Origin of the sequence: Enterobacter sp. P82, from assembly GCF_037053385.1 — a bacterium.
Taxonomy (GTDB): domain Bacteria; phylum Pseudomonadota; class Gammaproteobacteria; order Enterobacterales; family Enterobacteriaceae; genus Enterobacter.
This window is the reverse complement of record NZ_JBALHX010000001.1, coordinates 597,584-623,911: the sequence shown is the minus strand read 5'-3', so window position 1 is coordinate 623,911 and position 26,328 is coordinate 597,584. Positions and strand designations below refer to the sequence as shown.

Annotated in this window: 22 protein-coding genes; 4 read left to right on the top strand and 18 right to left on the bottom strand. The window is 54.9% G+C overall.

From position 1 onward, the window contains the following. Positions 1-16 precede the first annotated feature (16 nt). On the bottom strand, positions 17-2,797 hold the full coding sequence (locus WB237_RS02820) for a flavocytochrome c (RefSeq protein ID WP_336210095.1): 2,781 nt from the start codon (positions 2,795-2,797) through the stop codon (positions 17-19). Positions 2,798-3,405: 608 nt separating this feature from the next. On the opposite strand from WB237_RS02820, the gene WB237_RS02815 reads away from it, so the two are divergent. The 4 genes from WB237_RS02815 (at position 3,406) to WB237_RS02800 (ending at position 8,984) form a co-directional block, all read left to right on the top strand. Further along, the gene (locus tag WB237_RS02815) at positions 3,406-4,914 is read left to right on the top strand and encodes an anion permease (RefSeq protein WP_023325580.1); all 1,509 of its coding nucleotides are present in this window, start codon (positions 3,406-3,408) and stop codon (positions 4,912-4,914) included. Positions 4,915-4,969: 55 nt separating this feature from the next. Then, entirely contained in the window at positions 4,970-6,619 is a 1,650-nt protein-coding gene (gene fumA / locus WB237_RS02810; RefSeq protein ID WP_336210093.1) for a class I fumarate hydratase FumA, read from the top strand. A 273-nt stretch (positions 6,620-6,892) separates the two neighbouring features. Next, positions 6,893-8,191: an MFS transporter gene (locus tag WB237_RS02805; protein ID WP_236921373.1), complete on the top strand. Its 1,299-nt coding sequence runs from the start codon at positions 6,893-6,895 to the stop codon at positions 8,189-8,191. A 1-nt stretch (position 8,192) separates the two neighbouring features. Continuing rightward, positions 8,193-8,984 carry a substrate-binding domain-containing protein gene (locus WB237_RS02800; RefSeq protein WP_336210089.1) on the top strand — a complete coding sequence of 264 codons (792 nt, stop codon included), beginning with the start codon at positions 8,193-8,195 and terminating at the stop codon, positions 8,982-8,984. Here the strand turns inward: WB237_RS02800 and WB237_RS02795 are convergent. The 17 genes from WB237_RS02795 to flgE all read right to left on the bottom strand — a co-directional run bounded on the left by WB237_RS02795 (position 8,959) and on the right by flgE (position 26,321). Beyond that, a complete protein-coding gene (locus tag WB237_RS02795) occupies positions 8,959-9,858 on the bottom strand; it encodes a LysR family transcriptional regulator (protein ID WP_236921371.1) in 900 nt (299 codons plus the stop codon). The two genes, WB237_RS02800 and WB237_RS02795, sit on opposite strands and share 26 nt — an antisense overlap. A gap of 110 nt (positions 9,859-9,968) precedes the next feature. Continuing rightward, complete coding sequence (locus WB237_RS02790) at positions 9,969-10,481, bottom strand: chemotaxis protein CheW (protein ID WP_248062345.1); 513 nt, start codon at positions 10,479-10,481, stop codon at positions 9,969-9,971. Further along, positions 10,478-12,415, bottom strand: a complete 1,938-nt coding sequence (gene cheA, locus WB237_RS02785) for a chemotaxis protein CheA (RefSeq protein WP_336210085.1) — start codon at positions 12,413-12,415, stop codon at positions 10,478-10,480. Before cheA ends, WB237_RS02790 begins: the two co-directional genes overlap by 4 nt. Then, entirely contained in the window at positions 12,402-13,307 is a 906-nt protein-coding gene (motB, locus tag WB237_RS02780; protein ID WP_336210081.1) for a flagellar motor protein MotB, read from the bottom strand. Before motB ends, cheA begins: the two co-directional genes overlap by 14 nt. Continuing rightward, a complete protein-coding gene (gene motA, locus WB237_RS02775; protein WP_126800842.1) occupies positions 13,304-14,200 on the bottom strand; it encodes a flagellar motor stator protein MotA in 897 nt (298 codons plus the stop codon). Before motA ends, motB begins: the two co-directional genes overlap by 4 nt. An 80-nt stretch (positions 14,201-14,280) precedes the next feature. Continuing rightward, a complete protein-coding gene (gene flhC, locus WB237_RS02770; RefSeq protein ID WP_126800841.1) occupies positions 14,281-14,856 on the bottom strand; it encodes a flagellar transcriptional regulator FlhC in 576 nt (191 codons plus the stop codon). Between the two features lies 1 nt (position 14,857). Further along, complete coding sequence (gene flhD / locus WB237_RS02765) at positions 14,858-15,208, bottom strand: flagellar transcriptional regulator FlhD (protein ID WP_126800840.1); 351 nt, start codon at positions 15,206-15,208, stop codon at positions 14,858-14,860. 361 nt (positions 15,209-15,569) lie between these two features. After that, the gene (fliA, locus tag WB237_RS02760) at positions 15,570-16,292 is read right to left on the bottom strand and encodes an RNA polymerase sigma factor FliA (protein ID WP_126800839.1); all 723 of its coding nucleotides are present in this window, start codon (positions 16,290-16,292) and stop codon (positions 15,570-15,572) included. 158 nt (positions 16,293-16,450) lie between these two features. Continuing rightward, on the bottom strand, positions 16,451-18,076 hold the full coding sequence (locus WB237_RS02755) for a methyl-accepting chemotaxis protein (RefSeq protein WP_336210075.1): 1,626 nt from the start codon (positions 18,074-18,076) through the stop codon (positions 16,451-16,453). A 62-nt stretch (positions 18,077-18,138) separates the two neighbouring features. Next, positions 18,139-19,032 carry a flagellar hook-associated protein FlgL gene (gene flgL, locus WB237_RS02750; protein ID WP_336213456.1) on the bottom strand — a complete coding sequence of 298 codons (894 nt, stop codon included), beginning with the start codon at positions 19,030-19,032 and terminating at the stop codon, positions 18,139-18,141. 10 nt (positions 19,033-19,042) lie between these two features. Further along, entirely contained in the window at positions 19,043-20,680 is a 1,638-nt protein-coding gene (flgK, locus tag WB237_RS02745) for a flagellar hook-associated protein FlgK (RefSeq protein ID WP_336210072.1), read from the bottom strand. A 94-nt stretch (positions 20,681-20,774) separates the two neighbouring features. Further along, positions 20,775-21,695, bottom strand: coding sequence for a flagellar assembly peptidoglycan hydrolase FlgJ (flgJ, locus tag WB237_RS02740; RefSeq protein ID WP_336210070.1), 921 nt, complete (start codon positions 21,693-21,695; stop codon positions 20,775-20,777). Then, a complete protein-coding gene (locus tag WB237_RS02735; RefSeq protein ID WP_336210067.1) occupies positions 21,695-22,822 on the bottom strand; it encodes a flagellar basal body P-ring protein FlgI in 1,128 nt (375 codons plus the stop codon). Before WB237_RS02735 ends, flgJ begins: the two co-directional genes overlap by 1 nt. Before the next feature lies 1 nt (position 22,823). Continuing rightward, positions 22,824-23,510: a flagellar basal body L-ring protein FlgH gene (locus tag WB237_RS02730; RefSeq protein WP_126800875.1), complete on the bottom strand. Its 687-nt coding sequence runs from the start codon at positions 23,508-23,510 to the stop codon at positions 22,824-22,826. Between the two features lie 63 nt (positions 23,511-23,573). Continuing rightward, positions 23,574-24,356: a flagellar basal-body rod protein FlgG gene (gene flgG / locus WB237_RS02725; protein ID WP_336210065.1), complete on the bottom strand. Its 783-nt coding sequence runs from the start codon at positions 24,354-24,356 to the stop codon at positions 23,574-23,576. A gap of 21 nt (positions 24,357-24,377) precedes the next feature. Next, positions 24,378-25,115 carry a flagellar basal body rod protein FlgF gene (locus WB237_RS02720; protein ID WP_336210062.1) on the bottom strand — a complete coding sequence of 246 codons (738 nt, stop codon included), beginning with the start codon at positions 25,113-25,115 and terminating at the stop codon, positions 24,378-24,380. A 9-nt stretch (positions 25,116-25,124) separates the two neighbouring features. Next, positions 25,125-26,321, bottom strand: coding sequence for a flagellar hook protein FlgE (gene flgE, locus WB237_RS02715; protein WP_336210059.1), 1,197 nt, complete (start codon positions 26,319-26,321; stop codon positions 25,125-25,127). Positions 26,322-26,328 lie beyond the last annotated feature (7 nt).

Genomic DNA, 26,328 nt, shown 5'->3' with positions numbered 1-26,328 from the left:
CTACAACACAGGGGTCTTACTGCTTTTTCGAACGCATAGCCGCCTGATGTCCTGCAAGCGTACCAAAAATAATGATATCTGCCACTGCGTTACCACCGATACGGTTACCACCGTGGATCCCGCCGACCACTTCACCGGCAGCAAACGCCCCAGGCAGTACGTTGTGGTTGCTGTCTAGTACGCAGGTCTCGGTGTTGATGGTCACCCCGCCCATGGTGTGGTGCACGCCTGGTGCAATCTGAATGGCGTAGAACGGCCCTTCGTTTATTGGCGCACGCAACGCAGTGGTACGGCCGAAATCATCGTCGTGCTGTTTTTCAACAAAGCCGTTGTAGCGCTCAAGGGTTGCCAGGAACTGGTGGTAATCCATCCCCAGGGCCTCAGCCAGTGCTTTTGGTGAGCTGGCGCTGGTCACAAATCCTTTGGCGATATACTCATCTGCGGCTTTGTTTTTGGCACGAACGTGCTCATCAAAGACGATGTAAGCGTATTTCTCCGGCAGCGCGATGATTGACGCCGAGACTTTATCGCGGGTCGACATCTCATTGAAGAAGCGATTCCCCTGCTGGTTCACCAGAATCGCCCCGCCGCCGCGGATAGATTCGGAAATCAGATACGATGTTTTCTGCTCAACGGTTGGGTGGATCTGGATTTCACCCATATCAACGGTGCCTGCACCAATACGTTCCAGCAGCGCGATACCGCCACCGGTCGCCCCTTTGTGGTTGGTGGTAACGAAACCTTCCAGGTCCGGACGGTATTTCACCACCATCTGGCTGTTGGCACTGAAACCACCGGTGGCAACAATGACACTTTTGGTTGCTACGGTAATAGTTTCATTCTCTTCGGTAGTCAGGCACACGCCAGTGACTTCGCCGTTTTCGAAGAGAATGTCGCTGACGGAAGTATCCAGCATCACCTCGATGTTGCGTTTGTTGACGTTACGCACCAGACCGCTAATCAGGTAGCCACCCACCGCAGAGCCGTCTTTTGGACGGTGAGTACGGTCGATACTCATCCCACCGGTGGTGGTGATGTCGTTCAGCATAATGCCGCGTGTTGCCAGCCACTCAATCGCTTGCGGCGCGTTCTCAACAAAGCGACGCAGCAGTTCCGGGTTGTTCTTGTTACCGCCGCCTTTCAGGCTTTCCTGATAGAACAGCTCTTTGCTGTCCTGAATCCCTTTCACCCGCTGGAAGCGCGTCTCTGCGGCGTTCATCCCGGCAGACGCTTTGATAGTATTACCGCCGATGGTTGGCATCTTCTCAACAATCAGCACGCTTGCGCCTTCGTCGTGGGCCTGGATGGCTGCGGCCAGACCGGCACCACCACTACCGACCACCACCACGTCCACGCTGCGGGTTTCATTCGGGTCGGCGCCCTCTTCTGCTGCCAGCGCTTTGCTGGATTTCAGCATTGCTTTCGAGACCGCTTTTTTCACCGCTTCACTCTGGCTGGTTGCGCCAGTGATGGCATCCACGTGCGGGGTGTTGGCATCCAGAATGCGGGTACGGATCTCTTCAAAGCTGGTGACAAACTCAACGTCTTCGCTCGGACCCGATGCGAGTTCGATATCCGCAATGCGGTCGGTCTCCAGGCTGACGTTAATCACCAGCTCGTTAGCATCGTCCTGTACTTTCTCAACAAAGGTGCCCGGTTTGAATTTCGATTCACCCATGCTCATATCGCGGATCATCGCTTCCACCAGCGAGAAGCGCCACAGCGGTTCAGGGATGTTCAGCTCTTCACGTTTGGTGCTGTCCATAAACAGCTCAAGGTTTTCACCGGCCGCGATGCGGTCAGTCCAGTCCGGGTAAGCGATGGTGGCGCGGCCAACGGCAATCAGGTCGTAACCGTGGTCCAGCGCTTCATTGACGTCCGCGGCATTCACCACGCCGCCCACCCCCATGACTGGAATTTGCGCCAGGGTCTCAGAGCGCAGAGTGCAGTATTTTTCGATAAGCGGAGTCGGGTCCTGGGTATCAACAATAGAAGGACGCAGAGTGGCACCCACGGAGAAGTGCAGATAATCCACACCGCGCGCAGCCAGTTTCTCCAGCAGGTACATGGTGTCTTCAAAACGGATGCCCGGTACTTCCAGCTCTTCAGGGGAGAAGCGATAGCCAATAATAAACGCGTCATCCGCGTACTGGCGCACCATTTTGTGAGTAATTTCCAGCACCGCCAGCGGGAATTTCGCGCGGTTATCACGGCTGCCGCCCCATTCGTCCGTGCGCTGGTTTGAGTTCGGGGAGTAGAACTGCTGGATCAGATAGGTATTGGCCCCGTGGATCTCGACACCGTCAAAACCAGCCTGAATCGCGCGGCGCACGGCTTCACCAAACTTACCGATCATGCCTTCGACTTCGGCAGTGGTCAGCGCAACCGGCGTCGCGGCACCGTCACGTGGAGCGGCAACTGCGCTTGGCCCTACCGGCGTACGGCCACCGATCAGTTTCGGGTCAACCATACGGCCGCCGTGGTAAATCTGCAGCAGGGCTTTAGAACCCTTAGATTTAATTGCCTCAGCGATTTTCGCCAGCCCGGCGATTTTCTCGTCATTATCAATACCGATCGCACCCGGGAAGGCAAGACCGAGATCGTCGACAAAGCAACACTCAACAATAATGGTGCCAATGCTGCCGGAACGGGCCCGATAGTACTCCACCAGCTCGCTGGTCACCGTACCGTCATAGTAGCCGGTACAGGTTGTCATTGGGGCCATTAACAAACGGTTTTTCAGTTCGGTACCATTCGGTAATGTGAAGGAACTCAGAATGCGTTCGTTAGTGCTCATAATAGAAAACTCCAAACTTTTAAAAATTAAGAATTCGTTATCGGATTGATTTTTTATTTCGTCGTTCTTTGCCGATGTCATGATATTAATATAATGATTTTTTTAGCTTCTAAAGCTATTACGTTAGTTAAAAAACTATTTAATCCCCTCAATAACACAAATAACACATTGGTGTTAGTGAATGTAATTCAGTCATTCACAATAATTTAAAATTCGTTAAATAAAAATTGGTAAAACCAATTCACATATAACAAATAAATTCATTAAAAACAACAACTTAAAAAACAAAGAAAACATAAATGTTACGGAAATGATAAAACAAACCAATAAAACACGTAATACCCACATACGTCTGAGTGGTTATTAATAAAAGAATAAAAATAACGCTGCCATTCTGTTTTTTTGATCGTGATCAATAGTTATGGCATCCAAAAGCGCAATATAAAAACATCATCATTTTTTAATTTAGCGCAATCAAAAATGCGTTAAATCGCTATTACTGAAAATACAAAAACGCCACTTTAATAACTAAAAAAAGCAAAGAAACTTAAGAAAGCCATTTTGTTTTTCAGTACGACCGAATTTTTGACAACTTAAGACGTGAAACTATGAATACAAAAACTGCTGTAACGCCCCCTGTGGCGAACCAGGCATCCAACGGAAACGCAAAACGTCTGCTGATGATGGCACTGCCCGTCATCGTCGCCGTACTGCTGCTGTTTGTTCCGGTACCAGAAGGGCTGCCGCCTTACGCATGGCACTACTTCGCCATCTTTGTCGGTGTGATTGTTGGTTTGATCTTCGAACCGCTGCCGGGCGCGGTGATTGGCCTGACAGGCGTCGTGGCCATTGCGCTCTGTAGCCAGTGGGTGCTGTTCAGCCCAGAACAGCTGGCTGACCCAAAATTCAAGCTGGCCGGCGCCTCCTTTAAATGGGCCGTGAGCGGTTTTGGTAACTCTACCGTCTGGCTGATTTTTGGTGCCTTTATGTTCGCCGCAGGTTACGACAAAACCCGCTTCGGACGCCGTCTGGCGCTGATTCTGGTGAAGTATCTTGGCCGTCGCAGCCTGACGCTCGGCTACGCCATTACCTTCGCAGACCTGCTGCTGGCACCGTTCACACCGTCCAACACCGCGCGTAGCGGCGGGACCATCTACCCGATTATCGCTAACCTGCCGCCGCTGTATGGTTCAAAACCAAACGACCCAAGCGCGCGTAAAATTGGTTCGTACCTGATGTGGGTGGCGATCACTGCGGCCTGTATCACCAGCTCAATGTTCCTCTCCGCACTTGCGCCGAACCTGCTGGCGCTGGCGCTGGTGAAAAGTACGGTTGGGATTGATATCTCCTGGGGTACCTGGTTCCTCGCCTTCCTACCGCTGGGCATCCTGTTGATCCTGACCATGCCGCTACTGGCCTACTGGTTCTACCCGCCAGAAGTCAAAGTGAATAATGAAGTACCGCTGTGGGCGACCCGTGAGCTGGAAAAACTGGGCAAACTGTCCCGCAACGAAATCCTGCTGCTGGTATTCGTATGCTGTGCGCTGCTGATGTGGATCTTCGCTGCCGCATGGATTGAACCTGCTATGGCTGCCCTTCTGATCGTAGGTCTGATGCTGTGGACAGGCGTGCTGGAGTGGAACGATATCACCGGCAACAAAGCCGCGTGGAACACCTTCGTCTGGTTCGCCACCCTGGTTGCGCTGGCAGATGGCCTCTCCTCTACCGGCTTTATCAGCTGGCTGGGTAAAGAAGGTGGTCTGTTAATGAGCGGTATCTCACCGGGTGTGGCGACCATTGTCCTGCTGCTGGCGTTCTACCTGCTGCACTACCTGTTTGCCAGCACCACCGCGCACACCACCGCGCTGCTGCCAGCGATGCTGACCATCGCCTCCACCATTCCGGGCATGAATATGGAAGTGTTCGTCCTGCTGATGGTGACCTCGCTGGGCGTGATGGGGATCATCACCCCTTACGGTACCGGCCCAAGCCCGATTTACTACGGTAGTGGCTACCTGCCAACCAAAGACTACTGGCGCCTCGGCACCATCTTCGGTGCCATCTTCCTGGCGGCCCTGCTGCTGATTGGTTATCCGTGGATGTCCATGATGTTCTGATTCCTGACCGCCGGGCTCATCCTCCGGCGGTTTTATTTTTGTGGAGCAATACGCTATGTCAAACAAACCGTTTATCTACCAGAACCCCTTCCCTCTCGCGCATGACGACACCGAATACTATCTGCTGACCAAAGAGCACGTCTCCGTTGCCGAGTTCGAGGGTCAAGAGATCCTGAAAGTCGAGCCAGAGGCGCTGACACTGCTGGCACAGCAGGCTTTCCACGATGCTGCGTTTATGCTGCGCCCTTCTCATCAGAAGCAGGTTGCCTCCATTCTTCACGATCCGGAAGCCAGCCAGAACGACAAATACGTTGCCCTGCAGTTCCTGCGCAACTCCGAAATTGCCGCCAAAGGGGTGTTGCCAACCTGTCAGGACACCGGCACGGCGATCATCATGGGTAAAAAAGGCCAGCGCGTCTGGACCGGTGGCGGCGACGAAGCAGCCCTGAGCCAGGGGGTGTATAACACCTACATCGAAGACAACCTGCGCTATTCCCAGAATGCCGCACTGGATATGTATAAAGAGGTGAATACTGGCACCAACCTGCCAGCACAGATTGATCTCTATAGCGTGGACGGGGACGAATACAAATTCCTGTGCATGGCAAAAGGTGGCGGTTCAGCCAACAAAACCTATCTCTACCAGGAAACCAAAGCGCTGATTACTCCGGCGAAACTGAAAAATTATCTGGTTGAGAAGATGCGTACTCTGGGTACTGCAGCCTGCCCGCCTTACCATATCGCATTTGTGATTGGCGGTACCTCTGCGGAAAGCACCCTGAAAACCGTGAAACTGGCGTCCACCCGCTATTACGACGCGCTGCCAACGGAAGGTAACGAACACGGCCAGGCGTTCCGTGATGTTCAGCTCGAACAGGAACTGCTCCAGGAAGCGCAGAACCTGGGGCTCGGCGCACAGTTTGGCGGTAAATACTTCGCCCACGATATCCGCGTGATCCGCCTTCCACGCCACGGCGCGTCCTGCCCAATCGGCATGGGTGTTTCCTGCTCTGCAGACCGTAATATCAAAGCAAAAATCAACCGCGACGGGATCTGGATTGAAAAACTGGAACACAACCCGGGTCAGTATATTCCTGAATCTCTGCGTCAGCAGGGCGAAGGCGACGTGGTCAGCATCAACCTCAACAAGCCGATGAATGAGATCCTGGCGCAGCTCTCCGCGCACCCGGTCTCTACCCGTCTGTCGCTGAACGGTACTATCATCGTCGCGCGCGATATCGCCCACGCGAAGCTGAAAGAGTTGCTCGACAACGGCGAAGAACTGCCGCAGTACGTTAAAGATCATCCGATCTACTATGCGGGCCCTGCAAAAACGCCGGAAGGCTACGCATCGGGCTCACTCGGCCCGACCACCGCGGGACGTATGGACTCATATGTGGACTTACTGCAATCCCACGGTGCAAGCATGATCATGCTGGCAAAAGGCAACCGCAGCCAGCAGGTAACGGATGCCTGCCATAAACACGGCGGCTTCTATCTGGGCAGCATCGGTGGCCCGGCGGCGGTACTGGCACAAAACAGCATCAAGAGCCTGGAGTGCGTGGCGTATCCTGAACTGGGTATGGAAGCCATCTGGAAGATTGAAGTGGAGAACTTCCCGGCGTTTATCCTGGTGGATGACAAAGGCAACGACTTCTTCCAGCAGATCCAGAACAAACAGTGCAAAGGGTGTTCACAGCGCTGAGTATCATCAGCCCGGTAGGCTCCACGCCGCCGGGCTTTTTTTAGGGTTGCGTCTGTTCACAAAACAGAAAACAGACTGCCCTGACACCGCCAGGTGAATAAATCATCAACGCAATGTTAAGTCATTGTTAATTAAATGGCACTCACTGCATCACACCCAATTGATGCGGCAAACGCATCAGATGATGTGTTTATTGCGCTTATAAAATTCCCCTCACTGATCCAGTTTTCAGAAACAGACGGACAACACGTCAATAATAAACTGGAGACGACCATGATTTCCTCACCCCCACCTGCAACCGTTCGTGCAAGAGCGGGCGCGATACTTCGCGTCACCTCGGGCAATTTCCTTGAGCAATTCGACTTCTTCCTGTTCGGGTTCTATGCCACCTACATCGCGCATACTTTCTTCCCGGCGAGCAGTGAATTTGCTTCCCTGATGATGACCTTCGCCGTCTTCGGCGCAGGCTTCTTAATGCGTCCCATCGGTGCGATTGTCCTTGGCGCTTACATCGACAAGGTCGGTCGTCGCAAAGGGTTAATCACTACCCTGTCGATTATGGCAGCCGGAACCTTCCTGATTGTGCTGATCCCCTCTTATGAGAGTATCGGTCTGTGGGCGCCGCTGCTGGTGCTGGCTGGACGTCTGCTGCAGGGCTTCTCCGCCGGGGCGGAGCTTGGCGGGGTGTCGGTCTATCTGGCTGAGATTGCCACGCCAGGCCGCAAGGGTTTCTTTACCAGCTGGCAATCCGGTAGTCAGCAGGTGGCGATTATGGTCGCCGCTGCAATGGGCTTTGCACTGAACGCGATGCTGGAAGAGAGCGCCATTCGTGAATGGGGCTGGCGGATCCCGTTCCTGTTCGGCTGTCTGATTGTGCCGTTTATCTTCTTCCTCCGCCGTAAGCTGGAAGAGACTGAAGAGTTTCGCACGCGCCGTCATACGCTGGCGATGCGTCAGGTCTTTACCACTCTGCTGGCGAACTGGCCGGTTGTGGTCGCGGGCATGCTGATGGTGGCCATGACCACCACCGCGTTCTACCTGATCACCGTCTATGCACCTACCTTCGGTAAAAAAGTGTTAATGCTCAGCGCCTCAGACAGCCTGCTGGTGACGCTGCTGGTGGCGATTTCTAACTTTATCTGGCTACCGGTGGGCGGAGCCCTGTCGGACCGCTTCGGTCGTAAACCGGTGTTGATTGCCATGACGCTGCTGGCGCTGGCGACCAGCTATCCGGCCCTGACGCTGCTGGCTAACGCCCCCAGCTTCTCCATGATGCTGAGCGTACTGCTGTGGCTCTCTTTCCTCTATGGCCTCTATAACGGTGCGATGATCCCGGCCCTGACGGAGATCATGCCGGTTGAAGTGCGTGTTGCCGGTTTCTCGCTGGCGTATAGCCTTGCCACCGCGATTTTCGGCGGGTTTACGCCTGTCATTTCAACGGCCCTGATTGAATACACCGGTGATAAAGCCTCCCCGGGCTACTGGATGAGCTTTGCGGCGGTCTGTGCGTTGCTGGCAACACTTTATCTTTATCGTCGCAGCGCGATGAGCCTGCAAGTTCAGAGAGGATGATATGCACACATTTGTACGTTCAGGACTAACCGGACTGATATTGATAGCGACCAGCGCAGGCGCGCTGGCCCAGGAAGTAACGGTTATGATCTCAGGCGGTTTCAAAGCCGCACTGGAAAAACTTGCCCCCCAATATGAAGCCCGGACGGGTAACCACATTGTGCTGATCCCGGGGCCGTCAATGGGACAGACACCACAGGCGATCCCCAACCGCCTGGCTCGTGGTGAAAAAGCGGACGTGGTGATTATGGTCGGGGATGCGCTGACGCATCTGACGAAGGACCGGATGGTCAAAGAGGATTCGCGCGTTGAGCTGGCGGATTCGCCTATCGGCGTGGTGGTTAAATCCGGCTCACCGGTGCCGGATATCGCTACGGATAGCGCACTAAAACAGACCTTGCTTAAGGCCAGTTCCATCGCCTACTCCGACAGCGCCAGCGGCCGGTATGTGCAAACAGAGTTGTTCAAAAAGCTGGGGATTGAAGCGCAGGTAGAGGGAAAAGCGCACAAGGTGGAGAGGATCCCGGTCGCCTCTGAAGTGGCGAAAGGGAAATACAGCATCGGGTTCCAGCAGGTCAGCGAACTGTTACCTGTGCCCGGCGTGACTTTTGTCGGCAAACTGCCGGATAACATGCAATACATCACCCGTTTTGCCGGGGCCGTCACCGCTCACGCGGAACATCCTTCCGAGGGTAAAGCCCTGCTGGATTACCTCTCTTCTGCAAACGCGCAGGAGACCATCACCGCCACCGGGATGATCCCTGTCACTACGCCGCGCGGTAACGTGCAGTAATGAGCGTTTCGAGCTCTGCGGCAATCCACGACTGAATACGCCCGCTACGGCGGATCAGCCCGACAGTACGTTTGACTTCGGGCTCGATCAGCGGGATATGCGTCAGAAAGGAATGTTCAGAGTGTGGCATCGACATAGCGGGGACGGCAGCAATGCCTATCCCCGCCTCAACCATTCCCAACATCGTGGTGACGTGGCGCGTCTCGCAAATGCCGGGTCGTTCCGGCTTAATATGGCCAAGCATCTGATCGAGCAGATTCCGGTTCCCCGACGTAATATCCAGACTGATGTAATCCTGCTGATAAAACGCCTGCCAGGTCAGACTCTTGCGACCCGCCAGTGGATGATCGCGACGACATGCGGCGACATACACATCCTCCACCAGCGGAATAAAGGTGATATCCGGCTGAAGGCTTCTCGCAAAACAGATGCCAAAATCTGCCTGGCCGCTGGCCACCGCGTCAATGACATTGCCCGCGCTGCTGTCGATGAGTTTAATGCGCACGCGTGGATAGCGACTGTGGAACTGGCGGATCACCTCCGGCATAAAATGGCAGGCCGCCGAAGGCACCGTGGCGACGGTGATAAGCCCGGTGCGCTCCTCGCTCACCTTGTCGATATCCGCCAGCATCGACTCCACGTTTTCCAGAAGCTGTCCACAGCGGTCAGCAAAGGTTTGCCCGAAGAGCGTCAATGTTACGCGCCGGGTAGTTCTGTCGAACAGTTTCGCGCCGACGGCCGTCTCCAGCTTTTCAATGCGGCGGCTTAAGGCGGACTGAGAGATGCAGATAGACTCCGCGGCGATACGGAAATTACCGTACTCAACCAGGGCTCTGAAGGCATAAAGATCGTTGAGGTCGAAATTGACGGGCATATTTTCTGGCAATCCTTAGCGCTTTCTGGAAACTCGAATATTCATAATAGCGACTTATGAATCAGCGGCAACCTCTGCCGCTGATGTGTATCCAGAAAGCGCGATGTGCCTTAGTGGGCGTCGATGTAAGACTCCGTTACCGAATCCACCAGCGCCATCTCTTCGCGGCTCAGCAACATCTCTATATTCACCAGAATAATCATTCGACTGTCGAGCACGCCCAACCCAAGCAGATAACGGCCAGACAGTACCGAGGCCACATCCGGAGTCGGCTTGATGTTATCCACGTCAATCGACAGCACGTCCGCCACGCCGTCAACCACAATACCTACCACGCGATCATTCAGATTGAGCACAATGACTACCGTTTTATCGTCATGCGACGGGTCAGGCAGATCGAAACGCACGCGCAGATCGACAATCGGCACAATCACGCCGCGCAGGTTGGTTACGCCGGTAATAAAGTTCGGCGCGTTCGGAATACGTGTCAGGCGATCGCAGCCGCGGATCTCCTGCACTTTGAGAATATCGATACCGTACTCTTCGTCGCCCAGACGGAATACCAGGTACTCCTGCGCGATGGCGTCGGTTGCGGCGGATTTACTGGCGGTTGCTACAGTCATGCGTTTACCCCCTCCCTATGGGGTTGTGGAGCGTTGAGCGTCGAAAGCTCAACCACATCAAGGATCAGCGCCACGCTGCCATCACCGAGGATGGTCGCTGCGGAGACGCCTGGAACTTTGCGGTAGTTATGTTCAAGGTTTTTGACCACCACCTGCTGCTGGCCGATAAGCTGATCGACCCACAGCGCATAGCGGCAGCCCGCGCTTTGCACAATTACCACGATACCGTCATCGGCAGGGGCTTCACCCGCCACCGAGAGACGCTGACGCAGCAGCACCAGCGGCAGATATTCACCACGCACCTGCAGCAGGCGTTCTTCGCCCACAAAGCGGCACAGCATTTCGTCGGTTGGCCGCAGCGATTCCATCACCGCGCCCAGCGGCAGGACGTAAATCTCGTCCCCTACCTTCACCAGCATGCCGTCGAGGATCGCCAGCGTCAGCGGCAGAATAATACGGATAGTCGTTCCTGCACCCGGCGTCGAGAGCACATCCACGTGGCCCCCCATCGCCAGAATGTTGCGTCGCACCACGTCCATGCCGACACCACGCCCGGAGACGTCCGTCACGCTCTCGGCGGTGGAGAAACCGGCGGCGAAGATCAACATCCATACGTCGTCGTCACTCATGGTGTCGCTGATGGTCATCCCCTGAGAACGGGCTTTGGCGAGGATCTTCTCCCGGTTAAGTCCCGCACCATCGTCGCTGACCTCAATCACAATATTACCGCCGTGGTGTTCGGCCGAGAGCGTCAGGTTCCCGGTCACCGGTTTACCTTTTGCGGTTCGCACCTCTTTCTCCTCAATACCGTGATCAAGGCTGTTACGAACCAGGTGGGTCAGCGGGTCGATAATGCGCTCAATGAGACTCTTATCCAGCTCGGCGGAACCGCCTTTAAGGGTCAGCTCGACCTCTTTATTCAGGCGAGAGCCCAGGTCATGCACCAGTCGCGGGAAGCGACTAAAGACGTAATCCATCGGCATCATACGGATGGACATCACAGACTCCTGCAGCTCGCGGGTGTTGCGCTCCATCTGCGCCACGCAACCGGAAAGCAGATCGTAACTGGCCGGATCAAGGGTGCGCGACAGCTGGGAGAGCATCGCCTGTGTGATGATAAGCTCACCGACCTGGTTGATGATCTGGTCGACTTTACTCACCGCCACGCGAATGCTGCCCGACTCCTGATTTGCCGGACGAGGTGCAGGCGGTGTTTTTTTGACAACGGTTTCAGGCAGCGCAGCAGGCGTTTGTACCGGCGCGGGCAGCGGATCTGATTCGGCGGGCTGGATCTCAATCTGCTTGCTGTCGAGCACAAAGCAAAGCACGGCGGTAATATCGTCCGCCGAGGCCGTAGTCCGTAGCGCGACCGTCATACTGTCTGACGTTGCCTCAACGTCTTTCACCTCACCCATATTGGTCAGTTCGTCGCGCAGTGTCGCCTGCTCGCGCGCCTCAACGTTACGCAGGGTCACCAGCAACGTGGTTTCTGTTTCCTGCGCCGTGCTGGTCGGCTTTGGCGCGGGCTCCGCTGGCGTCGAAGGCTGCTGGCCTTCAAGGGCAATCTCCCTCAGGGCTTCACAGATATAGCGATAACTTGCTTCATCAGGCTCCTGCGAAGACTGATAGGCTTCCAGCTGCGCTTGCATAATGTCCTTACATTCCAGAAAAAGGTTGATGATTGAGCGACTGAGCGTTCTCTCCCCTGCCCGCGCCTGGTCAAGGAGATTTTCCAGCAGGTGGGTCGTCTCCTGTAATGCGGTAAATCCAAAGGTGGCCGCGCCCCCTTTCAGCGAGTGTGCGGCACGAAAGATAGCGTTCAGTTGCTCCTGATCCGGTGCCGACAGGTCTAGCTGCAGCAGATGCTGTTCCATTTCGGCCAGCAATTCTTCCGCTTCGGTGAAGAAAATCTGCGAAAAATCATTCATGTCCATCGGTATAGCCCTGCACGTTTTGCAGATTGATATCACTCAGCACACTATCTGCACGCTGAGCCTGCGTATCTTCCAGACGGATCTCCTGCTCTTTTGAGCGACTGAGAACCAGGATGCTGATACGGCGGTTCACGGCACTTTCCGGCGACGTATTCTCCAAAGGCATCCGGCTGGCTGTACCGATCACGCGTAAGAAGCGCTCATCGTTAAGACCGCTTCGGACCAACACCCGGCGGGCAGCATTCGCGCGTCCGGCAGAGAGTTCCCAGTTGCTGTAACCCCCTTCGCCACCGGCGTACGGCAGCGAGTCGGTGTGCCCGGTCAGGCTCAAGGCGTTCGGTAGCTCCTGCAGCAGTGGCACCAGCGCCTGCAAAATGCCGTTCATGTAGGATTCTGGTAGTTCACTACCCACGCGGAACATCGGACGGTCCTGCGAGTCGGTGATTTGAATCAGCAGACCATCGTTGGTGAGGTTAAGCAGGATGTTGGACTTAAAGTTATTGAGCCGGGGATCCGTCTCAATCATTCGCTGCAGTTTCTCTTTCGCCTGCTTCAGGCTTTCGACGCGCTTGTGCCGATCCAGATTGCCGATTTTTGCCTTAAACACCTCACCATCCTGCTTGATAATGTCATCCCCGCCGCCGGGAATGACGCTGTCGCTCAGGCTGGTTTTATTGCCGTTGGCCATCGAGGGCTTAAGCGGCATGCGGAAATAGTCCGCGATCAGCTCTCTTTCCATCTCCGTGGACTGCGACAGCAGCCACATCACCAGAAAGAACGCCATCATCGCGGTCATAAAATCGGCATAGGCAATCTTCCAGGTACCGCCGTGATGCGCGTGTTTTTTCTTTTTACGCTTACGGGAAATGATGACAGGGGTAGCGTTCTTCATGCGGCGCTGTCCGTGGTTTTGGTTTTCAGCGTGGCGTTGGATTTCACCTCACGAACATGCTCTTCCAGCTCTTCAAACGACGGGCGTTCGCTGGTAAAGATGGTTTTACGCCCGAACTCAACCGCAATCTGCGGCGCATAGCCGTTAAGGCTGGAAAGCAGCGTCACTTTGATGCACTGCAAAATTTTGACCTGATCAGAGCTCTTCTGACGCAGCAGCGTGGCCAGCGGCAGAACAAAGCCGTAGGCAATCAAAATACCGAGGAACGTCCCGACCAGCGCGTGGCCGATAAGCATACCCAGTTCTGCGGCTGGACGGTCTGCGGAACCAAGCGCATTCACAACCCCCATCACCGCCGCCACAATACCGAACGCCGGAAACGCATCGCCCACGGTGTTGAGGCTGTGGGCTGGAACCTCCAGTTCTTCTTCGCAGGTTTCAATCTCCTCATCCATCAGGGCTTCGATCTCATGGGAGTTCATGCTGCCGCCAATCATCAGACGGAAGTAGTCGAGGATAAAGTTGGCGAGCATCGGGTCGCTCATCAGACGGGGATAGGCGCTAAAAATGTCGCTGTTCTGCGGGTCTTCAATGTCTTTTTCCAGCGACATCAGCCCGTGAACGCGGCTCTGCGACAGCAGCAGGAACATCAGCGCCATCAGATCCATATACACCGCTTTGTTGTAGCGCTTGCCAAAAAAGACTTTGACCAGCGCTTTCCCGGTTGCTTTCAGGGATTTTATGTTGTTGCCGACGATAAATGCGCCCACCCCGGCCCCGCCGATAATCAGCAACTCCAGCGGCTGGAACAGCGCCATCAGGTTACCGCCGGAAAGGATAAAGCCGCCAAAAACGGTGAAAATGACAACAAGATAGCCAACAATAACTAACACGATCTCTCCTTCTACTTTTAGACCGATACCGGGAATTCCCGGCATCGGGTAAACGCCATCTTGCGCCTTGCCACCCGGTGTTACGCCGTCATGATCTCTGGTGCGCTAAAATTCCCCAGCAGGCCGGAATTGCTCACCTGGGATTTTTTAAGCGCACGCGACGGTGGGTTGCACAAACTGCAGGTAAATGGGTTTTTAATAAATTCCGTGGTGACGATAAAACCGCCGCCGCAGACATTGCAGGCTTTACGGGAAATAATGCCGCAATCAATAAACCTTAATAATGTCCAGGCACGGGTCAGCCCTAACACCGGCTTCTCATCGGAACAGGTACTGCACTGTTCCAGATACAGGCGATAGGTTTTCATCAGCATTTCAATGGAGCGCCCCTGCTCGGTTTTTTTCAGATACAGGTAAATGTTGTAGAACATGGAAGAGTGAATATTCTGCTCCCATGACATAAACCAGTCTTCTGAAAACGGTAGCATGCCTTTCGGTGGCGGACACCCGCGTAATTCTTTATATAAACGAAGCAGACGGCGACGGCTGAGTGATGTTTCAGATTCGAGAACCTGCATTCTCGCCCCGAGAGAAATTAACCCCATCGCAATGTTCACTTCTTCAATTTCCTGCAGCAGGCTCTTTTCACCACACATATTATGCCTCCTCCACGGTCATGGTTTCTTCTTCGCTTAATGCATTAAGAAGATTGGTCGACAAAATAATACCCGTGTGGATCTGTTGCAGTGCTTCAATACGAGAATCTTTGGTCAGGTTTTCAATAACCACTTCGTCATCCACACGCAAACGGCAAATAAGCTGATTGGTGGTTGCCAGTTTCATCAATTGTGGCAACGAGAGTTCTTTAAGGTTATCAATTGTACCTTCAGATAATCCGAGGCGAAAACCAGCCGCAAATTTGTCCTGGCGGATCAGTTGCTGAGCCAGAAGCAGATAGGACAAATTAATATCATGGATATTTTGCAGATACTCGTCAAAATTAGACACAGGTGAAAACTCCCAATGTTATTCAGCCATTAGCTGGCATGTCAGTTTAGATACATAGCATGATCGAACTGATGCAGAGAGTCTTTTGGTATTGATATTCACCGACGTAATCATTTCATCATCAGTAAATGACATACTGCTCTTCAATGCCAAAGGAGGCTGCATCACAAAACTGGCAAAATCATAAACACTCAGGATTTTCCGAACAAGCGACAGAAATTTCCCTAAATCACCGAATTGCTGTTAATGCATTGATTTTTAAAGTTAAATAATCATTGTTAAATGTTATTAAACCTCTGAGTTAATGATTAAAACAGCTTTATTTCCCGTTAATAATCTTAATGTTAAACAATTGTAAGTATTAATAAGAGGTCTCCATGCGACTTCGTAACCTTTTTAACGCCAGACTGTGTAACTGGCTGACACGCGTCTCGGTGATCCCCAAAATCAATCCGATCTCTTTCATATTCAAATCCTGAAGATAATAGAGCTGGAGTAGTACCTGCTCTCGCTCGGGAATGTATTGAATATGATCGGTGATCTGTTCCATCAGGTTCTGTTTAATGGTGCTGTGCAGGGGATTAAGTTGCTCATTCTCGTCACCATTATTTTCCCAGCTATCGGCGTAATTCTCCTGCAACTCATCCATGGAGTACATCTGGCTACTGTTATTATCCGCCAGCATCTGCTGAAATTCTTTCAGCGACACACCCATGCGTTCTGCAATATCCGTTTCCGTGGCTTCGCCGCCTTTTTCCTGTTCGATTTGCTGAATGAGAGCGACAATTTCCCGTGTATGAGTTCTCACCCGTCTCGGAACCCAGTCACTCTCCCGCAGTTCATCTAATAAGGCCCACTTTACACGCTGAGTGATCCATGCGCTGAGCGTTACCCCTTTTTTCGGGTCAAAGGTTTCCACTGCATTTAAAAAACCAATGGCCCCGGCCTGTATTAAATCATCCAGCTCGACGCTGGCAGGAAGTCGCTTGATTAAACGCAGCGCTTCCTGCCGCACCAGATAGTGATACTTAGACCACACTACCGTTTTATCTTCCAGCCCTTCGGCCGTATAAATACCGTCCACGATCGTATTCCACCTGATATTCTCTTTGAGAATTATCCGGTGAACCATCGTATTCAAATAGTGCAATAAGCCTTTATAATAATGCGCATACTGCTACTTCATTTTATATCACGCGCTATTTAACAAATAACGGTTATCAATGCCGGCATTTATCGGAATTAAAAAGTTTCCCACTGAGCGAGCGTATTCTCCTGCTGGCGCTGGGGCTTCGCTGGCTCTACCGCCGTTATTTCCACGTTGCTCTGCTGGTTCAGCCTGAACTGTGCTACCAGTTTCTCCAGCGCGTCGGACTGCGCTTCCAGCTCCCCGGCAGCCATTGCCGCCTCTTCGACCATGGCCGCATTTTGCTGGGTCACCAGATCCATCTCATTAACCGCCTGCGAAATCTGGTTGATACCCGCACTCTGCTCATCAGACGCCGAGGTGATCTCGCCCATAATCTGCGTGACCTGCGCCACGGAGGTGACAATGTCCTGCATCACGGTGCTAGCCTGCCCGACCTGGCGTGAACCGATATCAATATTGTTAACGCTGGTGTTAATGAGCTGATTAATCTCTTTCGCCGCATCCGCGCTGCGCTTCGCCAGGTTACGCACCTCTTCGGCGACCACGGCGAAGCCGCGTCCCTGCTCACCTGCACGTGCGGCTTCCACCGCGGCATTCAGCGCCAGGATGTTGGTCTGGTTGGCAATGCTGTCGATTACACCGTTAATATCTGCAATCTGACGGGAGCTGGTGGTGATTTCCGCCATGATCTGCTCCAGGCTCTGCATCACCTCGCCGCCGTTATGCGCATTGCTGCTTGCACTCTCGGCCAGTTCGCGCGCCGCATGGGCGTTATCCGCATTCTGACGCACGGTGGTTTTGATCTGCTCCATACTGGCCGCCGTCTCCTGCAGCGCCGCCGCCTGTTCCTCAGTACGGGAAGAGAGATCGTTATTGCCATGGGCAATCTCCTGCGCATTAGTGTGAATGCGCTGGACGCTGTCGCGGATCCCCAGAATGGTGCTGGTCAGGGACGTTCGCATGGTTTCCAGTTCAACGAGCATTTGGCCAATTTCATTCTGGCTGCCGCTGTCAATGGCCTGGCTCAGATCGCCAGCCGCCACGCGGCGCAGCGTCTCAACAGTGGTCTCCATTCGGCGAACGAGGGTATGACGCAGCCAGTAGCGAATGGCAAACAGCAGCGCAATCGACATCAGCACCACAACAAGCCCTACACCCATCATGATCTGATAGCCGCGTTCGGCTTCATAGATATAGGTTTCATTCAGGCGGGCGCTGGCGTCCGTGTACTGCTCAACTTTATTCCGCAGCTGAGTGCGCAGTTCCATATCGTGCTCAAGTGAACCGGTATACCCCGCCGGGTTTTGCAGATAACCGAGCTTCGTTTCAGCGACTTTATAGACGTCATTGAAGGCAGCATTCACTTCGGCAGCGAAACGGCTCTCTTCCTGCGTATTGAAGGGAGAGGCCATAAAGTCGTCCATATTGCGACGCGCTGTCTTCAGCACGTTTTGCGTATGTGTTGCCACGTTTGCCGATATCGGGTTGCCGAGTGCCGCCTGCAGCATCAGGCCGTTGGTGTTCGCCATCACCGCGCTGATGTTATAGGCCGCGTCGCGCATCTGATCGTTATTTTCAGAAGCCACCACAACACGTTTAAAATTGCTGTTGTTGGACACCGCGTTGTACACCGACCAGGCGGTTACGCCGAGCAGCATGACAGCCATCAGGCCAATAAGCAGGCTGATGGCGGTATAAATTTTCAGTTTTGTGAGCATCGTTTTTCACCTGCCCGCACGGTATACGCCATACGCAGCAGGTGCCTGTTAAGTGAGGAAGTTTATTGATTAAACAGACTCATCGCCTGCATTCTTTGGTAGACATACATGGAGGCGTTAAACGCCAGCTCGGACATTTGCGACTCCGAAGCGAGGGTAATCAGCATGCTGGTATCGGCCCCAATGGCGTTCTGCACTTTAACAATGGTGTCGTTGATCAGCACATCCCCGGAGAGATCCAGCGCGTCAAGCTGCTGCATATTGGTGCCGAGTTCAGCCTGCACTTTGCCCAGGCGATCGATGCCCGCATCAAGCTCATTACTGGCAAGGCTGAGCACACGTTCGAGCGCTACTTCATCTATGGGGTCTCGCGTCAACTCGGCAACCGCAGTCGTTAAGATAGGGATAATATTCCCAAAGATTTCATCCCCCAGATGACTGACCTGCATTTCAGTCCCATCTGCCACGGTCTGTCTGCGTGCTTCATTTCCCCCCTGATAATTGCCATTAGCATCAAACGCCGGGGTATCCGTATTAAAGCCGGCGAAAATATAACGCCCGTTGCTGTCGCGCGTATTGCCAATATCCAGCAGGTTGGCGGTAATGCCTCTGATCTCTTCCCCCAGCGCGCGGCGGTCTTCAGGAGAATAGGTGTCGCTTTTCGCCGCAATAATTTTCTCTTTCAGCGAGGTGGTCAGCAGATTACCCACGCCGTTGAGAATATTGTCCTGAAACTCCAGTCCCCCACGCACGCGGGAACGGACGTTGCTGTAAAGCTCGAGCTTCGCCAGCGCATCCTGATGTTTCACCGCGTCCGTCGCAGCAGCCGGGTCGTCCGAAGCCTTTAACAGCGTTTTGCCTGCCGACATGCGTAAATAGACGTCGTTGCTTTGCGCCATGCGTTTCGTCATGCTCTCGGCGCTTTTCTGATACATATAAAGCGTACTTAATCGCATCATCGGTTCCTTATCTGATAGAAAGAAGCGCGTCGAACATATCGGTCGCGGTTTGCAGCAGCTGCGTGTTAGCACGGTAGTAGCTCATGAACATGTCGAGGTTGATTCGCTCGTTATCCATGTTCACGCCCGAAATGCTCTGTTTCGTTTCATATTTGGTGGTGAAGTCGATTTCCGCGCTGGTGGCTTCGGATTTGACGCTGCGCGCCCGGTCACCGATGGTCCCCACCAGGCTGGCATAAGCTTCGCTCAGGGTGTTTTTGCCAATCAGTTTTTCTTCCTGGATTTTCAGCATCTCTTCCAGGTTTTTGTTATTACCTTCCCCGCCAGTACCATCTGCTGCGGCGAATTCCTGCCCGCTGGCGATCTTGCGGCCGATCCCTTCAGCCGCCCCTGTCATTGGGTTAAGGGTGAACGTATCCCCTGCCATGGCAGTGGATGGCGTTGGGAGCTTGATCTCGATTCCATCGAACTTTAGCCTGTCGCGACCACTTGGTTCGAGAGTTACCGCACGACCATCCTCCCCCGTGACAACCCAATCAGTACCGTTGAAGGTGATAGAGTAATTTTCGGATTTCACATTTTTGTAATCGTTGACCCTGACCTGATCGAGCTGATCGCTGCCCTGGTTCTTCGCGTTCGCCTGCGCTTTAATCGCCGGCAGCGAGAAAAGATCGCCCCCCGGATTACCATTCGCGTCGAGTCCCGCCCCGTTCTGCTCGTTCATGCGATGCGCCATCATAAAGGCGATCTGATCCAGCTCCTGGCGGGCAATCGTGAGATCTTCATTGCGGAATTTAAACAATCCGCCGAGACGTCCTTTGGTAATGCTGTCCTCATCCAGCGGCGTGGCTTTGCCGTTCGCGTCCACATACGAGACAATGGTTTTATTCGGATCGCTGTCCGACGGCGACGTTTGCAGCTTGTAGGCCGTGTCGCCGGAGACCAGTGGACGTCCGTCGGAGAGCGTCACGTCAACGCGTCCAGTGGTCTGGTTCTCGGTCACGGTGATGCCAATATGCTCACTCATCTTCTCCAGCAGGGCGTCGCGCTGGTCGAGCAGATCGGCAGGCGGTGTACCACTCCCCTGCGCGCGCTCGAGCTGTTTGTTCAGCTCAGCCAGCTGCTGGGTATAGCTGTTAATGTCTTTAGTACTTTGTTCGATCTGCGTATTGGTGCTTTTTTCCAGCGCGGTAAGACGCTTGGCGCTGGCGTTATAACGGTTGCTGAGCGTGCCAAGTGAGTTGAATACCGCGGCGCGTGCCGGGCCATCTGCCACATCGCCGCTCAGCGTTGCCATGGCCTTAAACATGTCGTTCAGCGCAACGGAGACGTTATCGGACTCGTCCGCCAGCATGTTGTCGATGTCGCTCAGTTGCTCCATACGCCCGCTCAGGGAAGCGTAATGGGAGAGCGATCCACGCAGCTGGTTATTGGCGAAGGCGTCATAGGCGCGTTCGACGCCGCTCACCTGCGCGCCGTAACCGTAAAACCCCTGCGAGGTGGACATACCACCGAGTTCGCCAATAATGATATTGCGTCGGCTGTAGGTGCCGGACATCCCGTTAGTCAGGTTATCCCCTGTCACCCGAAACGCCGCCTGCGCCACGTTGAGGCCGGTTCTTGCGAGGTTAAAAAGATTATTCATTATCTGTGGATATCCTTTATTTGCTGACCCGGGGATAATTTCCAGGCCAGAACGTTCATGGTTCTGCTTAATTCATCGGTGATTACAAAATTCTCTAAAAAATTTTGTCGAGATCGTTTCGGTAAGCATTGACCCCCTGCTGAATATCACCTTTTACCTTCTGAATAATGGTGATCAGTTTTTTGGCGTAGGCAGGGTCAGTCGCATAGCCGCCCGCCTGCAGCGCTTTTGCGCCCTGCTCTGGCGAGTCGGACTGCACCACGCCGCGGTAGCGCGGGTTCCTGGTCAGTAATTTCGCGTAGTCTGACAGGGCATGTTCGTAGGAGTCATAGACGCGGAACGCGGCTTTCACCTTCTGCTTCACGCCGTTGATGTATTCGGTGGTGGTGATTTCGGTGGTTTTTCCGCGCCAGTCGCCGGTCGCTTTAATGCCGAACAGGTTGTGGCTCGGGCTACCGTCGGCCGCAGGAATTTCACGTTTACCCCAGCCGGATTCCAGCGCCGCCTGAGCCAGTATCAGGTGCGGATGCAGCCCGCTCTGCTGTGCGGCCTCCTGCGCCGGACGCAGCAGGCGTGAAATAAACGGATGCGCCCCTTCCGCCGCTCTGGCAAACGACACCGGCGCGGGCAGGCGCAGCGGCCCGGTCGCCGGGGCTGAAGCAAGCCCTGGTCGCAGCAGATCGCGCCCCGGCGTCGATACTACTGGCGCATCGCTCTCGCCACCGAGCTGGCGGACGATAAGATCGGCAAAGCCGAGCTGACCACTCCCGGCAATATCTTGCGCGACCTGCTGATCGTGCATGGCGGTGTACATTTCGGCCGACTGGCTGTGGAGCAGATCGTCCTTGAAGGTGGCATCGCGCATACTTTTCATCATCATCTGTACGAATACCCCCTCCAGTTGCTTCGCCGCCGCCTTCAGCGCGCCGGGCGATTGCCGCCCGGCCTCCCGTTTTAACGTATCCAGTGACCGGACATCAAAGGCGGGTTGATCGAGCTTGTCGAAGGCGTTCATCAGTTCACCTCCAGCTTCGCCCGCAGACAGCCGGCGTTTTTCATCGCCTGCAGGACGGACATCAGCTCGTTCGGTGTCGCACCCAAACTGTTCAGCGCGCGGATGACGGCGTTCAGGTCGGTGCTGCTTCGCACGTGCTGTAGCGAACCGCCACTATCGCGCACCGAAATATCGGTCTGCGGCACCACCACCGTCTCCCCACCGGCAAACGGCGTATCGGGCTGGCTGATGACGTTGTTCTGCATCACCTCCACGGTCAGTGAACCGTGCGCCACCGCGCAGGAATCCAGCGACACGTGGCGGTTCATTACCACCGAGCCGGTGCGGGAGTTGACAATCACCTTCGCGTCCTGGACGTTTACCCGCAGAGGAATGTCCTGGATATTCGCGAGGAAGCGGACGCGAGACGGGCCGTCCGACGGCGCAAAGAGGCGCACGGTACGGGCATCTTCCGGAATGGCCGCGCCGCCGCTGTAGCGCTGGTTAATGGCATCGCTGATCTGCTGCGCCAGGGAGAAATCACTCTCGTTGAGCTGCAGGCGCACTATGTTCTGGGTGGCGAAATCGTTCGGCACTTCGCGCTCGACAGTGGCCCCGCCGCTGATGCGTCCCCCGTTCAGCTGGTTGACCTGCACGCGGCTGCCGCCCGCCTGCGCGCCTGCGCCGGAAATCAAAATGTTGCCCTGAGCGATGGCATAGATCTGGTTATCCGCTCCTTTCAGCGGGGTCATCAGCAGCGTGCCGCCGCGCAGGCTTTTGGCGTTCCCCACCGAGGAGACCACTATGTCCAGCTTGTCGCCGGGACGGGCAAACGGCGGCAGCTCGGCGGTCACCATCACCGCCGCGATATTTTTCAACTGCATATTGGTGCCCGCCGGGACGGTGATCCCCAGCTGCGAGAGCATGTTATTCAGGCTCTGGCCGGTGAACGGCGCCTGCATGGTCTGGTCGCCGGTGCCGTCAAGGCCGACAATCAGGCCGTAGCCCATCAGGGAGTTGGAGCGCACGCCCTGCACCGTCGCCAGATCGCGGATACGTTCCGCGTGTGCCAGTTTTGGCACGCCCAGCGTCATGCCGTAGAGCAGCAGGCTGAGAAACAACAGGATAGATTCTTTTTTCATGGTCATATCAGAAAGGAGAAAGATTCAGGAACAGGCGCTGCAGCCAGCCCATGTTCTGCGCTTCGTTGATGTAGCCGTTGCCGACGTATTCGATGCGGGCATCAGCCACCTGGGTGGACGGCACGGTGTTGCTACCGCTGATAAAGCGTGGATTCACCACACCAGAAAAGCGGATGAACTCCGTCCCCTGGTTGATGGCGATCTGCTTTTCCCCCACCACACGCAGGTTGCCATTTGGCAAAAGCTCATTGACGGTCACGGTGATCGTTCCGGTAAAGGTATTGCGCGCCGCTGCGCCGCCCTTGCCGGAAAAATCATTTTTGCCTTCGGCTTTAAAATCCGCTTTTCCGTCGCCGAGCCAGCTCCCGGCTGCCGTCGGGACGGCCAGCAACTCCATTCCGGCCGATCCATTACGGTTGGCACTGGCGGAGGAACTTTTACTGGCGCTCACGTTCTCCTGCAGCAGGATCGTCAGCGTATCGCCCACGTTACGCGGGCGGCGATCTTCGAACATCGGCTGATAGCCGTAGTTCATTCCCTGCCCTGCCTGAAACAGTGAGCCGCCGGTCGCTGCCGGTGCCATCGGTAATGGTGTTGCCGTCGTAGGCCCCTCGACGAGAGGTTTTTGCAGAATGTGCGCGCAGCCGCTCAGCAGCAGCGTGCCTGCCAGCAGCGCCGCTGCCGGGATGTGCATTGAGAGTTTATTCATTTCAGTGTCGATAAAATGTCTGGCCGCGCGAGCGGCCAGAGAAGGACATTACAGCTGGGAGAGGCGCTGCAGCATCTGATCGGATGCCGAGACCGCCTTACTGTTGATTTCGTAGGCGCGCTGCACCTGAATCATGGTCACCAGCTCTTCCGCCACGTTAACGTTGGAGATCTCCACGTAGCCCTGCTTCAGCGTGCCCGCGCTCTCCATGCCGGGGTTCAGCTCGTTGGGGGCGCCGGAGGATTGCGTCTCCTTGTAGAGGTTGCCGCCGATGCTTTCCAGCCCCGCGTTGTTGACGAAGGTCGTCAACGTCAACTGGCCAATCTGCTGCTCTTCCGCCTGGCCCGGCACCTTCACGCTGACAATGCCGTCGCTGCCGATGGTCAGCTTGGTGGCGTCCTGTGGGATAACGATGCCTGGCTGGATCGGATACCCTTCGGCATTGGTCAGCTGGCCATCCTGGTTTTTCCCGAAGTGACCGTCCCGGGTATAGGCGGTGCTGCCATCCGGCATCTGCACCTGGAAAAAGCCCTCGCCTTCAATGGCAACGTCATACTCATCACCACTGGAGTTCATCCCCCCCTGAGTGTGGATGCGCTGAGTGGAGACAGGACGTACGCCGGTACCGAGCTGCAGACCCGACGGCAGGTTATTCTGCTCCGTGGCCTGCGCGCCAGGCTGGCGCATGTTCTGGTACAGCAGATCCTGAAACACGGCGCGCTGACGCTTAAAGCCGTTGGTATTGACGTTCGCCAGGTTGTTGGAGATAACGTCCATATTGAGCTGCTGTGCTTCCAGCCCGGTTTTTGCGATCCATAAAGAACGAATCATGTTGTAACTCCTTGCGCGCGATTAGCTCACGCTGAGTAGCTGGTTGGCCTTCTGGGCGTTTTCGTCGGCGGTGCGGATCACCTTCATGTTCATGTCGAAGCCGCGAGAGTTGGCGATCATCTGGGTCATCATCTGCACCGGGCTAACGTTGCTGCCCTCGATGGCTTCCGGCGTCAGGCGCAGGGTTTCGTCCTGCTCCAGCGTCTGACCTGCCGCAGTGCGGAACAGCCCGTCGTCGCCGTGTACCATGCTGTTCATCTCTGCGTTAACCAGCTTGATACGCCCGACCGGCACCAGCGCAGTGGGGTCATCGCCCATGCCCAGCGCTGAAACGGTACCGTCGCTGCCAATGGTGATATGAGATTGTGGCGGCACTTCCAGCGGCCCGCCGTCGCCCATCAGCGGACGGCCGTTGACGCTCAGCGCCCCGTCCTGATCGACTTCAATGGCGCCGTTACGGGTGTACCCTTCGCTGCCATCCTCGGTGGCAACAGCCAGCCAGCTGTTCTGCGGCAGCGCCACGTCCAGGCTGCGCCCGGTATGGGTGATCGGCCCCATGGTGGTGTCATGAAACGGGGTAGACTCCGCCACCAGCGCACGGGTGCGCAGACTGTCCCCTTCGATAGGTACCGAACGGAAGGCCGCCAGCTGGGCGCGAAAGCCTGCCGTGGAGCTGTTCGCCAGATTATTAGAGGTGACCGCCTGGCGGTTGAGCGCCGCATTCGCGGCACTCATGGCGGTATAGATAGCGCGATCCATCACTCAGCCTTAACGCAGGTTAACCAGCGTCTGCAGAACTTCAGACTGGGTTTTAATGGTTTGCGAGTTGGACTGATAGTTGCGCTGGTAGACGATCATGTTGACCATCTCGTCGCCCAGGTTAACGTTGGAGGACTCCAGCATGCCGCCCGTCATATTTCCGAAGCTGCCGGTGCCCGAGGTACCAAGGAACGGCTGACCCGACTGCACGGTCTCTGCCCACAGGTTGTTACCCTGCTGCGCCAGTCCGCCCACATTGGCAAAGTCCGCCAGCACGACCTGAGCCACAGTCTGGCGTTTGCCGTTACTGTAGATAGCGATAACCTCACCGGTATCACTCACCTGAAAGTTGTTGAATGTTCCCGGAGCCTGTCCGTCGATCTCCTCAAGCTTGATCTGAGGCTCTTTCGCGACCTGAGTTATTTTTCCCAGGTCTATGTTCAGGTTCAGGGCATTGGCACCATTATATTTTTCACCTTTAATATTCAGAACCGCAGGATCAGTTTTCATATTACCATTTGGGTCAAATTCTATAGCCAATGGCGTAGGTATGCCGACTACGGGTGCGGTAGAATCTATCGCATACGCTTTCCATTCCCCATCCCCTGTACGGGCAAAATAGACCTGGATATCGTGCTTATTCCCCAGACTGTCGGTGGCAGTAAACTGGCTCATGTGGTTATAGGTGTCTTTGTCGTCCGGATCGAACGTTTTTGTTATGAGTTCAGCCCCAGAGTCTAACGTCCCTCCCAACGAGCCCTTCTCTGATGCAGCAGGTGGCATATCATCTTTCGGAATGCGGATCGGCCCAACCTGCGCGCCTGGGTTAATCACCCCGTTAGTGGCCTGGTAGCCAGTTAAAAACGTGTTGTTCGTTTTGTTGATGATAAAGCCGTTCTCATTCTCTATGAACTCGCCGTTACGCCCGTAGAAAACGCTGCCTGCATCATCCACCATGCGGAAAAAACCCCGGCCATTGATCATCATATCCAGGGCAGAACTCCCCATCGCCGGACCACCCTGACCAAAGTTCTGACTCACACCCGCTACCTGTACCCCCATCCCCATTGAACCGGCGAAAATATCGGAGAAGGAGGCTGAGCCCGCTTTAAAACCGATCGTCTGGGAGTTGGCGATGTTGTTACCCACCACATCCAGCGCTTTTGCTGCGGCGCTCAGACCGCTAAGACCTTGTGAAAAACCCATTTTTTAG

What these genes read in the sequence shown, in the direction of transcription:
- flgE (WP_336210059.1), bottom strand. Translation starts at nt 26,321, where the DNA reads ATGGGTTTTTCACAAGGTCTTAGCGGTCTGAGCGCCGCAGCAAAAGCG.
- WB237_RS02755 (WP_336210075.1), bottom strand. Translation starts at nt 18,076, where the DNA reads ATGCTCACAAAACTGAAAATTTATACCGCCATCAGCCTGCTTATTGGC.
- WB237_RS02795 (WP_236921371.1), bottom strand. Translation starts at nt 9,858, where the DNA reads ATGCCCGTCAATTTCGACCTCAACGATCTTTATGCCTTCAGAGCCCTG.
- WB237_RS02820 (WP_336210095.1), bottom strand. Translation starts at nt 2,797, where the DNA reads ATGAGCACTAACGAACGCATTCTGAGTTCCTTCACATTACCGAATGGT.
- WB237_RS02805 (WP_236921373.1), top strand. Translation starts at nt 6,893, where the DNA reads ATGATTTCCTCACCCCCACCTGCAACCGTTCGTGCAAGAGCGGGCGCG.
- flhC (WP_126800841.1), bottom strand. Translation starts at nt 14,856, where the DNA reads ATGTGTGGTGAAAAGAGCCTGCTGCAGGAAATTGAAGAAGTGAACATT.
- WB237_RS02730 (WP_126800875.1), bottom strand. Translation starts at nt 23,510, where the DNA reads ATGCACATCCCGGCAGCGGCGCTGCTGGCAGGCACGCTGCTGCTGAGC.
- WB237_RS02800 (WP_336210089.1), top strand. Translation starts at nt 8,193, where the DNA reads ATGCACACATTTGTACGTTCAGGACTAACCGGACTGATATTGATAGCG.
- motB (WP_336210081.1), bottom strand. Translation starts at nt 13,307, where the DNA reads ATGAAGAACGCTACCCCTGTCATCATTTCCCGTAAGCGTAAAAAGAAA.
- WB237_RS02735 (WP_336210067.1), bottom strand. Translation starts at nt 22,822, where the DNA reads ATGACCATGAAAAAAGAATCTATCCTGTTGTTTCTCAGCCTGCTGCTC.
- WB237_RS02815 (WP_023325580.1), top strand. Translation starts at nt 3,406, where the DNA reads ATGAATACAAAAACTGCTGTAACGCCCCCTGTGGCGAACCAGGCATCC.
- WB237_RS02720 (WP_336210062.1), bottom strand. Translation starts at nt 25,115, where the DNA reads ATGGATCGCGCTATCTATACCGCCATGAGTGCCGCGAATGCGGCGCTC.
- WB237_RS02790 (WP_248062345.1), bottom strand. Translation starts at nt 10,481, where the DNA reads ATGACTGTAGCAACCGCCAGTAAATCCGCCGCAACCGACGCCATCGCG.
- flgJ (WP_336210070.1), bottom strand. Translation starts at nt 21,695, where the DNA reads ATGAACGCCTTCGACAAGCTCGATCAACCCGCCTTTGATGTCCGGTCA.
- flgK (WP_336210072.1), bottom strand. Translation starts at nt 20,680, where the DNA reads ATGAATAATCTTTTTAACCTCGCAAGAACCGGCCTCAACGTGGCGCAG.
- fumA (WP_336210093.1), top strand. Translation starts at nt 4,970, where the DNA reads ATGTCAAACAAACCGTTTATCTACCAGAACCCCTTCCCTCTCGCGCAT.
- flgG (WP_336210065.1), bottom strand. Translation starts at nt 24,356, where the DNA reads ATGATTCGTTCTTTATGGATCGCAAAAACCGGGCTGGAAGCACAGCAG.
- flgL (WP_336213456.1), bottom strand. Translation starts at nt 19,032, where the DNA reads ATGCGATTAAGTACGCTTTATATGTATCAGAAAAGCGCCGAGAGCATG.
- cheA (WP_336210085.1), bottom strand. Translation starts at nt 12,415, where the DNA reads ATGGACATGAATGATTTTTCGCAGATTTTCTTCACCGAAGCGGAAGAA.